Annotated in this window: 13 protein-coding genes; 11 read left to right on the forward strand and 2 right to left on the reverse strand. The window is 30.9% G+C overall.

The window, feature by feature from the left end:
• Nucleotides 1-91: 91 nt before the first annotated feature.
• The gene (locus B5G32_RS08900) at nucleotides 92-2,152 is read right to left on the reverse strand and encodes an elongation factor G (RefSeq protein ID WP_087244792.1); all 2,061 of its coding nucleotides are present in this window, start codon (nucleotides 2,150-2,152) and stop codon (nucleotides 92-94) included.
• A 140-nt stretch (nucleotides 2,153-2,292) separates the two neighbouring features.
• Between B5G32_RS08900 and B5G32_RS08905 the strand changes: the two genes are divergently transcribed.
• The 5 genes from B5G32_RS08905 (at nucleotide 2,293) to B5G32_RS08925 (ending at nucleotide 4,849) form a co-directional block, all read left to right on the forward strand.
• Nucleotides 2,293-2,580: a hypothetical protein gene (locus B5G32_RS08905; RefSeq protein WP_087244791.1), complete on the forward strand. Its 288-nt coding sequence runs from the start codon at nucleotides 2,293-2,295 to the stop codon at nucleotides 2,578-2,580.
• Nucleotides 2,577-3,059 carry a peptidylprolyl isomerase gene (locus tag B5G32_RS08910; protein ID WP_087244790.1) on the forward strand — a complete coding sequence of 161 codons (483 nt, stop codon included), beginning with the start codon at nucleotides 2,577-2,579 and terminating at the stop codon, nucleotides 3,057-3,059. Before B5G32_RS08905 ends, B5G32_RS08910 begins: the two co-directional genes overlap by 4 nt.
• Before the next feature lies 1 nt (nucleotide 3,060).
• A complete protein-coding gene (locus tag B5G32_RS08915; protein WP_087936443.1) occupies nucleotides 3,061-3,324 on the forward strand; it encodes a thioredoxin domain-containing protein in 264 nt (87 codons plus the stop codon).
• Nucleotides 3,321-4,325, forward strand: coding sequence for a UDP-glucose 4-epimerase GalE (gene galE / locus B5G32_RS08920; protein ID WP_087244788.1), 1,005 nt, complete (start codon nucleotides 3,321-3,323; stop codon nucleotides 4,323-4,325). The genes B5G32_RS08915 and galE overlap by 4 nt, the downstream gene beginning before the upstream one ends.
• A 116-nt stretch (nucleotides 4,326-4,441) precedes the next feature.
• The gene (locus tag B5G32_RS08925) at nucleotides 4,442-4,849 is read left to right on the forward strand and encodes a hypothetical protein (RefSeq protein ID WP_087936444.1); all 408 of its coding nucleotides are present in this window, start codon (nucleotides 4,442-4,444) and stop codon (nucleotides 4,847-4,849) included.
• 84 nt (nucleotides 4,850-4,933) lie between these two features.
• On the opposite strand, the gene B5G32_RS13965 is transcribed toward B5G32_RS08925, so the two are convergent.
• Nucleotides 4,934-5,704: a hypothetical protein gene (locus tag B5G32_RS13965; protein ID WP_204209681.1), complete on the reverse strand. Its 771-nt coding sequence runs from the start codon at nucleotides 5,702-5,704 to the stop codon at nucleotides 4,934-4,936.
• Between the two features lie 163 nt (nucleotides 5,705-5,867).
• Here B5G32_RS13965 and B5G32_RS08935 point away from each other — a divergent pair, with 163 nt between their 5' ends.
• From B5G32_RS08935 to B5G32_RS08960, 6 genes are all read left to right on the forward strand, one after another.
• Nucleotides 5,868-6,698: an ABC transporter ATP-binding protein gene (locus tag B5G32_RS08935; protein WP_087936445.1), complete on the forward strand. Its 831-nt coding sequence runs from the start codon at nucleotides 5,868-5,870 to the stop codon at nucleotides 6,696-6,698.
• On the forward strand, nucleotides 6,698-7,420 hold the full coding sequence (locus B5G32_RS08940) for an ABC transporter permease (RefSeq protein WP_224762540.1): 723 nt from the start codon (nucleotides 6,698-6,700) through the stop codon (nucleotides 7,418-7,420). The genes B5G32_RS08935 and B5G32_RS08940 overlap by 1 nt, the downstream gene beginning before the upstream one ends.
• A gap of 71 nt (nucleotides 7,421-7,491) precedes the next feature.
• Nucleotides 7,492-7,761, forward strand: coding sequence for an acylphosphatase (locus tag B5G32_RS08945; RefSeq protein WP_087244784.1), 270 nt, complete (start codon nucleotides 7,492-7,494; stop codon nucleotides 7,759-7,761).
• A 246-nt stretch (nucleotides 7,762-8,007) separates the two neighbouring features.
• Entirely contained in the window at nucleotides 8,008-10,188 is a 2,181-nt protein-coding gene (gene nrdD, locus B5G32_RS08950) for an anaerobic ribonucleoside-triphosphate reductase (RefSeq protein WP_087244403.1), read from the forward strand.
• Between the two features lie 2 nt (nucleotides 10,189-10,190).
• Nucleotides 10,191-10,712, forward strand: coding sequence for an anaerobic ribonucleoside-triphosphate reductase activating protein (gene nrdG / locus B5G32_RS08955; protein WP_087936446.1), 522 nt, complete (start codon nucleotides 10,191-10,193; stop codon nucleotides 10,710-10,712).
• Nucleotides 10,713-10,797: 85 nt separating this feature from the next.
• Entirely contained in the window at nucleotides 10,798-11,457 is a 660-nt protein-coding gene (locus B5G32_RS08960) for a GyrI-like domain-containing protein (protein WP_224759478.1), read from the forward strand.
• Nucleotides 11,458-11,589: the final 132 nt, after the last annotated feature.

The following is an 11,589-nucleotide window of genomic DNA, read 5'->3' on the forward strand; positions in this document are numbered from 1 at the left end:
AAATCAAGGAATTCTTATTGGAATATTATGGGAATTCATGTGATTATAACTATAAATTTTAAAAAAAGAAGCTCCTAAGAGCTTCTGACTACTATTGTTGATGGTTTGCAATCACACGTTTGGCAACATGTTCAGGAGCAAATTCATATCCCAAAAATTCCATATCAAAGAAGCCTTGACCTTGTGTCATTGCTCGTAAATCAACAGCATAATTCATGACTTCTTCTTGTGGGGCTTCAGCTGTAATCTTAATTAAACCATCTTCTAAGATTTCACTTCCCATCACACGCGCACGTTTTTTATTGAAATGTCCCATAATATCTCCCGTAAATTGTTCATCAATATAAACGTGTAAAGTCATGAATGGTTCTAATAAAGCTGGTTTTGCTTTTTCCATAGCTTCTTTAAAACACATAATTGTAGCTGTTTTAAATGCCATTTCAGAAGAATCGACACTGTGATATGAACCATCAATCAAAGTGGCTTTAATACCTAAAACAGGGTACTGTGCCAAAATACCATGTTTTGTTGCTTCTACTAAACCTTTTTCTACAGCAGGGAAATAAGCTTTAGGAACGGCTCCACCAAAGATTTTTTCTTCAAAGACAAAAGGAACAGTATAATCATGTAAAGGTTCAAATGTCATTTCAACATCACCATATTGTCCATGTCCACCTGATTGTTTCTTATATTTATATCTTTGTGTCACTTGACCACGAATTGTTTCACGATAAGGAATAATAATATTATCTAAAGTGACATCAATCTTAAATCTTTCTTTTAATTTAGAAACAACACTATCAATATGAATATCACCAATACCATAAATACATTGTTGTTTTGTTTCTGGATTGTTTTCAAATTTTAATGTTTTATCTTCTTCTAGAAGTTTATTAATAGCATTTGTAATTTTTTCTTCATTAGCCTTACCTACAGGTTTAATAGCTTTACCATAGTATGGTTTTGAAAATAAAATAGTTTCATAAGTCATACGATAATCTAAAGTACATAAAGTATCATTCGTTTGTGTATATGATAATTTAGATAAAGCACCAATATCCCCAGCATAGAGGCAATCTGTTTCAATCAAATCTTTACCTTTCATCACATAAAGTTTATTGATCTTTTCAGCTTCTTTTTTCTGTACATTAAATAATGTGATACCTGTACGAATAGAACCTGTACAAACTTTAAATAAAGAAATACGACCAACAAAAGGATCGGCAATTGTTTTAAAAACAAATAATGATGGAGCTAAAGATTCATCATAACCAATCAAATCATCTTCATCCGTTTCTTCATTATGCACAACCATAGAATTAACCATATCTCCAGCAGCACTAAAGAATGCCACCATAGAATTTAAAATGATTTGAATACCAATTTGATTTGTTCCACATAAAACAGGAATCAATGTTTTATTCATAACACCTTGACGTAATGCCCAAGAAATTTCTTCTTTTGTAAAAGGTTCTTCATTAATATATTTTTCTAATAATTCGTCATTGGTATTCGCGACAGCTTCGTCAATCATGTTTTTAATAGGTGTTATTTCGTCCCACATATTATCAGGAATAGGACAAGGATGAGTCTGTTCACCATCAAAATAACGACCTTCCATTTTCGCAACATTGACATAACCTACCATTTTATGACCTTCCATGATTGGCACTTGAATCGGTGCAATAGCTTTACCATAAGTCATTTTTAAATCTTCAAGTTTTTGATGATAGGCAGCATTAGGGTAATCTAAGCCACTAATATAAATCATTTTAGCTTTGTCATAAGCTTTATGCATTGCTTCCTTAGTACCAACACTAATACCTTCTGTAGCAGGTACAACAATTAATGCACTTTCAGCAACCTTTAAAGCCGCTTCTACTTCACCGATAAAATCAAAAGAACCAGGCGTATCTAACAAATTGATTTTACAGTTGTTCCATTCAAGAGGAATAACAGATAATCCTACAGAAGAATGTCTTTTGATTTCTTCAGGTGAATAATCACTAAGGGTATTCCCGTCTTCAATTCTTCCAATACGATTTGTTAAACCAGCACGATAAGCCATGGCTTCAATCACACTGGTTTTGCCACTCCCAGAGTGACCTAACACAACGACATTTCCAATTTCGTTTGAGTGATAAGCTCTCATTATCATCACGCTCCTTTAATATTTTTTTGGAATATCTTTCTTTCATTTTAACATATTTATAATTTAATGAAAACGGTTACAGCATAATTATAGTGAAATTTATTGAAAAAGATGTTATGATAGTGTCAGGAGGATAAAACATGGAAGTAGGACTGATTATTATATTGTTTTTGTCAAATGCTTTAGCATTGGACTGTCTTTATAATCATAGAATTAAAACCACGGGAGCTTTACTGATTCTCAATCTATGTTTAACTGTCGCTTTAGCATATCAATTTGAACAAATGAATAAAATAGTACATCTATTATTAGGTTTAATAGCATTAATTGTTTTATTTTTTGGTATAAAATTTTATTTACAAAAGAAAAAAGAACAAACAATACAGAAAAATGATCGAATGATTGAAGAGAAAGAGGATAAGTTATGAAAACGATTGATTTTGAAATTGAAATGGAAAATGGAGAAGTAATGTCTGGTGAATTATATCCTGAGATTGCGCCTCGTACTGTGAAGAATTTTGTTGACCTGATTGAAAGCCACTTTTATGATGGATTGATTTTCCATCGTGTCATTGCTGGCTTTATGATTCAAGGTGGAGGATATGATAAAGATATGCATATTCATGAAACACCAGCGATTAAAGGTGAATTTAAAAGCAATGGTATTGATAATCCTTTATTACATACAAGAGGAGTGCTTTCCATGGCACGTACGATGATTAAGGATTCTGCCAGCTCACAGTTTTTTATCATGCATGAAGATGCACCTCATTTAGATGGGGAGTATGCAGCTTTTGGAAAAATCACAAAAGGGAAACATGTGATTGATGAAATCGCTAATGTCCCAACAGATGCTCGTGATTGTCCAATTGAACCTGTTGTGATTAAGACAATGAGGTTAATTTAATATGAAATTATTTTATTTAAAGAATTGTCCATATTGTCGTCAGGCATTAGCCTGGATACAAGAATTGTATCAGCAGGATGCAAAGTATCAACGTATTCCTTTAGAAATGATTGAAGAAAGTGAACAGAGTGAATTGGCTGATACTTATGATTATTATTATGTTCCTTGTTTTTTTGAAGGAACAAAGAAATTACATGAAGGCGCTATAACAAAAGAGACGATTCAAAAGATATTTGATGACTATTTAAGGGAGGAAAACAAATGAGAATATTAGTAACAGGTGGCGCAGGATATATTGGAAGCCACACAGTTGTAGAATTGATGCAGGAAGGACATGAGGTTGTCATTGTAGATAACTTTTATAATTCTAAACCTGAAGCATTAGATAACATTGCAAAAATCACTGGAAAAAGACCTGCTTTTTATGAAGTAGATTGTTGTGATTTAGAAGCAATGGAAAAAGTTTTTCAAGATAATCAAATTGATGGGGCTATTCATTTTGCTGGGTATAAGGCAGTGGGTGAATCAGTTCAAAAACCAATGGAATATTATCAAAACAATTTATTGAGTACACTTGTTTTATGTCAATTGTTAAGAAAATATAATTGTAAAAATTTGATTTTCTCATCAAGTGCAACTGTTTATGGAAATCCTCACACAGTTCCTATTCAAGAAGATTTCCCATTAGGACCAACAACAAATCCATATGGAACAACAAAATTAATGATTGAAAATATATTAAGAGATATTTATATTTCAGATCATGAATGGAATATTGTTTTATTAAGATATTTTAATCCTATTGGTGCACATGAAAGTGGATTATTAGGAGAAGATCCAAATGGTATACCAAATAACTTAGTTCCATATATTTCTAAAGTTGCAGTAGGAGAATTAGAATGCTTAGGTGTTTTTGGAAATGATTATGATACACCTGATGGAACAGGAGTCAGAGATTATATTCACGTTGTCGATTTAGCTAAAGGACATGTGAAAGCTTTAAAGAAACTTGTTGGTGATCATGGTGTTTATACTTATAATTTAGGAACTGGTCATGGTTATAGTGTTTTAGATATTGTGAAAGCTTATGAAAAAGCGAACAATGTAACAATCAATTATGAAATCAAACCAAGACGTGCTGGAGATATTGCAACTTGTTATGCTGATCCAACAAAAGCAAGAGAAGAACTTGATTGGGTAGCTGAAAAAACATTAGAAGATATGTGTAAAGATGCCTATAACTTTATTACTCATAACAAAAAATAAAGAATAGATGTTGAAGCTGTTGACTATATATGTTAACAGCTTTTTTGATGAAATGATATATTTATGAAACATTGAATGAAAAATGATATACTTAAAGTAGATTGAGGTGAGTTAAAATGAAGAGAAGGATTTTAAAAAAGATTTATATTTTGATATTTCCTGTTTTCTACTTGATGTTGATGATGTATTATCAATACATTCGTTATGATATATTGGTTTTTATATCCCAATATAATTATTTATTGACTATCACATGGATATTCATAGGATTAGGGATTATGACATCTGTTTGGAATGGATTGTTGTTGATGGATAAAAATGATAGGAAGATGGATGTTATATGTTTGATAGTTTGGTTTATATTGATTGTTGCGGGTTTTATTTGCTTATTTATATTGCCAAAAGTTTATCCTCCAAAGATTTATTATATGTTGATAGATGGAATGCCTTTTCTTTTTTTCCTTATAGGAAATATGATGAGTTTATTAGGATATAATTTATCTTATATTCTAATGAAGAAATAAAGAGTAATCTCAAATCTAATTATTTTAAAACATTGATATAAAAAAATACAACAATGACTAAAATGTTAGTCGTTGTCGTATTTTTTATTTTTTTGCACCACAAATACTGCAATATTGATAATCTACATATTCCTCATAATAGCCCTGATCTTCTTGATGAGAACCAACTTCTACTTTTTCTGTTTTTGTGACATTTTGATAGTTACCGTAATAAACGCCGTTATATAAACCATTTTCATCGGCATTTTTCATACCTTCGCTTATAATATTTTTCAAATCATCCTGAGTAAATCCATCTTCAAACCAATAAGTAGGACCATTTGCAATATATGTTGGTTGTCCTAATTCGTTTGTTCCATTATAAGTGTAAAATTTTGCTCCACGAATTGTTTGTGTTTCGTAGTCTGTGACAGTCACCATTTTAGAAACCCATCTTTTTGATTTATGGTCTTTCCATACATGTTCATGGGTTGATGATGAACTTTGGTTTGTAGAAGAACTTTTATTGGTTGTTGTCTTTTGTGAGCTTTTTGAAGTTGATTGTGTTTGAGAATTCTTTTTTGATGTTTGTGTTTGAGTATCTTTATTTGTTTCTTTTGTTTTTGATGCTGAATCATTTGAAGATTCTTGATTTTGTGATGAGTTGTTATCAGATTTTATGGTTGCTGTGTCTTGTTCTTGTTTTGAATCATCTGATTGTTGATTGGCAACAACTGTCTGACTCTCTGCTTTTTTTGCGACTGTTTGATTTTTTGAAAAGAAAAAGATACAAAGACAAAATATGATGATGAAAATAATTACTGCAATTATGATCATGGTTCTCTTTTTATTTGTGACAGGTAATTTGAAATTCATTTGAAAACTCCTTTCATCTTTTTTGCTTTTTTATTATAGCACAAAATCATACGATTGATCATGAATTATAATGTTATGTAAAAATAAAGGAAAGAAATGGTAAAATGATTGTCTGTTAAAAATGACTATGATACGATGAAAGTAGGAAAAAGGAGGGAGTATGATGGATAAAAATGTTATTGAGGTTAAGCAACTATCAAAAAGTTTTCAGAAGACAGTTGCTTTACAAGGATGTGATTTTTCAGTTCGAAAAGGGGAAATTTTTGGTTTTTTAGGTCCTTCAGGAGCTGGAAAGACAACAACGATTAAATTATTGACGGGACAGTTAAAAAGTGATGGAGGAGATATTCAGATACTAGGGGAGAAGCCTTTTTCTTCAAAAATAAAAAGTCAAATAGGGATTATGAGTGATAATAGTGGATTATATGAAAAGATGAGTGTTTATGATAATTTACTGTTATTTGCAAAAATCTATGATATTGATAAAAGCTGTATTGAAAAAGTCTTGGAAGAAGTTGATTTATTAGATGCTAAAAAACAATTAGTTAGTCAATTATCAAAAGGAATGAAACAACGATTAATCTTTGCTAGAACCATTATTCATTCACCATCTCTTCTGTTTTTGGATGAACCAACAGCAAATTTAGATCCCTCAACTGCTAATGAGGTAAGGGAAATTATTAAGAAACTTAATGCGAAAGGGACGACTGTCTTTTTAACAACTCATAATATGGAAGAAGCAGATGAAATGTGTCATCGTGTTGCATTTTTGAATCATGGACACATTATTGAAAGTGGACATCCTGAAGATTTGAAACTTAAATATTCTAAAAAACAGATTCGTATGAAAACAAATCAAGAAGACTATACGATTCCTTTAGATCCAAAACTTTTAAAACAGGAATTGGAACATATTGATGAACTATTAATGATTCATTCCATTGAACCAACTTTAAAAGAAGTTTTTTTAACATTGACTAAGGAGGAATCATGATGAATATACGTATTTGTAAAGCTTTGTTTATGAAGGATTTAAAGAATTGCTTCGTTAATAAAAATGTTTTTTTAATGTTGGCTTTGCCAGTTTTATTTGGTGTGATGTATAAATTTTTATTAGGGGATATTCTTAAGGGAGCTACAGGGAGTTTTGTTATTGTTATGTGTATTATTATGACAATTTCTATTGTTCCACTGAATGTTTTAGCCAATATGGTTGCTGAAGAGAAAGAAAAACATACTTTACGTTCTTTAATGTTGGCTAATGTCAGTGCAACTGATTTCTTATTGAGTAAAGCTTTTGTTGCACTGGTTTTGATGTTGATTGATGGCATTCTTATTTTCCTGGTTTGTCAGGAGCCAATGGAGTATTTTGGATATTTCCTTATCTTTTATGTTTTATCATCTTTAAGTGTCTTGTTTTTTGGAGCACTGGTAGGTCTACTTTCTAAAGATCAGATGAGTGCTGGAACATTGAGTTCTCCGTTGATGATTTTATTAATGTTGCCTCCTATGTTCAGTCAGCTTAATGAAATGATTGAAAAGATTGCAGTTATTTTTCCAACAACATCTTTCCAAACGCTTTATTCACAATTGTCAGTTCAACAACCTTTCTTTAATCAGGAGACAGTGATAGCTATAATTGTCTGTATAGTATGGATTCTATTAGGGGTGATAGCTTTCATGTATGGTTATAAGAAAAAAGGATTGGATGATTAGAGAAATCTCATATCGATTTCTCTTTTTTTCATTTTTATAAAATGATAAAATAGAAAAAAAGAGGTGGTTATATGGTGAGAAAACATTTCATTTTTAAAGGGCGTGTACAAGGGGTTGGATTTCGTATTACATTTTACCAACAGGCGACACGTTTGCATTTAACAGGTTGGGTTAGAAATTTAAGTAATGGTGATGTGGAAGCATGCTTACAAGGAGAACTTTCTTTGATTCAGCAGGTTATTGACTATATGCATAGTATTCGCTATATTCGAATAGAACAATGTGAAGTTGAAGATTTGGCAGTTTTAGAGAATGAAAAAAGTTTTGAAATGAAATATTAGCGTTAGCGATTATTTTCTTGAGAATTATGTGCTTTATACTTTTATTTTGTCGATGAATAAGCTATAATAGATTCATACAAGTTTATAGAAAACAGATACATAAATCAAAAAGTATTGATATAATCAATGCTTTTTGATTTTGTTTGTGGAGAATTAAAAAAATCTTGAGTGATGGTGTATATTCCTTTTATTCAAAAGATGAATATGATAAACTAACAACTACAATAACAAGGAGGAAGGGTTTTTATGAAAATTATTAAACGTAATGGATCTGAAGTCTTATTTGATCAAACGAAAATTACTGCAGCGATTGAAAAAGCCAATAATGAAGTTGTAGAAACAGATAGATTATCAGACGAAGATATTGATAATATTACAAATAATGTGAAGTATCAATGTGAAAAAATGAAAAGAGCGCTAAATGTTGAGGAAATTCAAAATCTTGTTGAAAATGAAATTATGAAATTGAATGCTTTTGCAGTAGCGAGAAAATATATTACATATCGTTATATGAGAGCATTAGTGCGTAAATCAAATACAACAGATGAACAGATTTTAAGCTTGATTGAATGTGCTAATGAAGAAGTTAAACAAGAAAATTCTAATAAGAATCCAACTGTCAATAGTGTTCAAAGAGATTACATGGCAGGAGAAGTCAGCAAAGATATTACAAAACGTCTATTATTACCAGGACATATTGTGAAAGCTCATGAAGAAGGAATTATTCACTTTCATGATTCAGACTATTTTGCTCAACATATGCATAACTGCTGTTTAGTTAATCTTGAAGATATGCTACAAAATGGAACTGTCATCAGTGAAACAATGATTGAAAGACCTAAGAGCTTTTCTACAGCCTGCAATATTGCAACACAGATTATTGCACAGGTTGCTAGTTCACAATACGGGGGACAAAGTATCAGTTTATCTCACTTAGCTCCTTTTGTTGATGTCAGTCGTCAAAAATTCAGAAAAGAAGTAAGAGAAGAATTTGAACAGGAAAATATTCCTGTCAGTGAAGAACAAATTAATGAATTGGCTGAATATCGTGTGCGTAAAGAAATTAATCGTGGTGTCCAAATGATTCAATATCAGGTTATTACGTTAATGACAACAAATGGTCAAGCACCATTTGTAACTGTCTTTATGTATTTAAATGAAGTCCCTGATGGACAAATCAAAGATGATTTAGCTTTAATTATTGAAGAAACATTAAACCAAAGAATTTTAGGTGTTAAAAATGAAAAAGGTGTTTATGTAACACCAGCCTTTCCTAAATTAATCTATGTTTTAGAAGAAAATAATATTAGTGAAGACAGCAAATATTGGTATTTAACTGAATTGGCAGCAAAATGTACAGCGAAACGTATGGTTCCAGATTATATTTCTGAAAAGAAAATGTTGGAATTAAAAGTTGATAAAAATGATGAAGGACATTGTTATACATGTATGGGATGTCGTAGTTTCTTAACACCATATGTTGATCCTGAAACAAATAAACCTAAATATTATGGGCGTTTCAATCAAGGTGTTGTGACAATCAATCTTGTGGATGTTGCCTGCTCTTCTAAAGGTGATATGAAAGAGTTCTGGCGTATTATGGATGAAAGATTGGATTTATGTAAAGAAGCGTTAATGTGTCGTCATAATCGTTTAAAAGGAACTGTCAGTGATGTGGCACCTATTTTATGGCAATATGGTGCTCTAGCAAGACTTAAAAAAGGTGAAACAATTGATAAATTATTATATGGTGGATATTCAACAATATCATTAGGTTATGCGGGTCTTTGTGAATGTGTCAAATATATGACAGGAAAATCACATACCGATCCAGATGCAACACCATTTGCATTAGAAGTAATGCAACATTTAAATGATGCCTGTGCAAAATGGAAAGAAGAAGAAAACATTGATTTTAGTTTATATGGAACACCAATTGAATCAACAACATATAAGTTTGCAAAATGTTTACAAAAACGTTTTGGAAAAATTCCAGGTGTTACAGATAAAAACTATATTACAAATAGTTATCATGTTAATGTTACTGAAGAAATTGATGCTTTTACAAAATTAACATTTGAATCACAATTCCAGAAATTATCACCAGGAGGAGCTATCAGCTATGTTGAAGTTCCAAATATGCAAGATAATATTGAAGCCGTTTTAGCTGTGATGAAACATATTTATGAACATATTATGTATGCAGAATTAAATACAAAGAGCGATTACTGCATGGAATGTGGTTATGATGGAGAGATTCAAATCAAAGAAGATAAAGATGGAAAATTGATTTGGGTATGTCCAAACTGTGGTAATACAAATCAAGATAAAATGAGTGTTGCTAGACGTACATGTGGATATATTGGAACACAATTCTGGAATCAAGGGCGAACACAAGAAATTAAAGAACGTGTTCTTCACTTATAAACATGAAGTATGCAACAATTAAAACAGTAGATATAGCCAATGGAACAGGAGTGAGAGTTTCGCTCTTTGTTTCTGGCTGTACTCATCGTTGCCCTGAATGTTTCAATGAGATCGCATGGGATTTTAATTATGGACAGGAATTTAACCAAGAAACAATTGATTTGATTTTAAAAGCATTAAAACCAAGTCATATTGCGGGATTAACGCTTTTAGGCGGAGAACCTATGGAACTTGTTAATCAGGAGGGATTGTTACCTTTATTACAACAAGTTCGAAAAATGTATCCTGATAAAGATATTTGGTGTTATACAGGCTATCTTTATGAAGATCTGTTACCAGGTGGCAAGGTGCATGGACCTTACAGTGATGAAATATTAAGTTATCTTGATATATTGGTTGATGGACCATTTATATTAGCTCAAAAAAATATTCGTTTAAAGTTTAGAGGATCTGAAAATCAAAGAATTATTGATGTTAAGCGTACAAATCAATCTCGCCAAATTGTTTTGTGGGATGAAAAGTGATTTTAAAAAAATCGCTTTTTTTGTGTGAAAAATAAAAAATGCGAAGATAAAAAATAAAAAAATCCTAAAATAAGTGGATATTTTTATGAAAATTATATATAATGTAAAGGCAATGGAAGGAGGATTCTTAGTGAAAGAAGGCATTAGAAGAGAGTATAAAAAACAATATGATGCTTCAACAAAAAGAATAGATGTTGTAGATGTGCCAGAGTTTAATTTTCTGATGGTTGATGGAATCGGAAATCCAAATGTGGAAGAATTTAAGTTAAAAGCAGAGGCTTTACATATATTATCGAAAGCAATTAAAGATTATTTTAAAGAAGAAATGGATTTATTATACCTCATTTCTCCATTAGAAGGATTATGGGATACATATGATAATAGTCAGTTTGATGTGACACGAAAAAAGATGATTAAATTTACATTAATGATTGCTCAACCTAAAGTTCTTGATGAGCAGACTTTTGAAACAATTAAGGAAAATATAACATTAAAAAAGGATAATCCTTATCTTGTTGATGTTTATTTAAAAAGGTTTAAAGAAGGACGTTGTGTGCAGATGATGCATAAAGGAGCTTATAATACAGAAATTAATACAACCAAACAAATTATGGAATATATTACAATTCAGGGAATGAAATTAAGTGGTTTTCATCATGAAATTTATTTAAATGATCCTGAAAGAAATCCAGTGGATAAACTCAAAACAATTGTAAGATATGCTATTGAAGAAGAGGGGGTATAACCCCTTTTTTATATCAAAGGAGCTAACTATATAAAAATCAAGTCATTTGATGAAAAAGTTTGAAAATGTTAAATGATTTGATTATGGTAGCTCATCAATATGTAAGATCTTTGAAATGTGAATATGATTTGT

Origin of the sequence: Massilimicrobiota sp. An80 (assembly GCF_002159255.1) — a bacterium.
GTDB classification, from domain to species: domain Bacteria; phylum Bacillota_I; class Bacilli_A; order Erysipelotrichales; family Coprobacillaceae; genus Allocoprobacillus; species Allocoprobacillus merdigallinarum.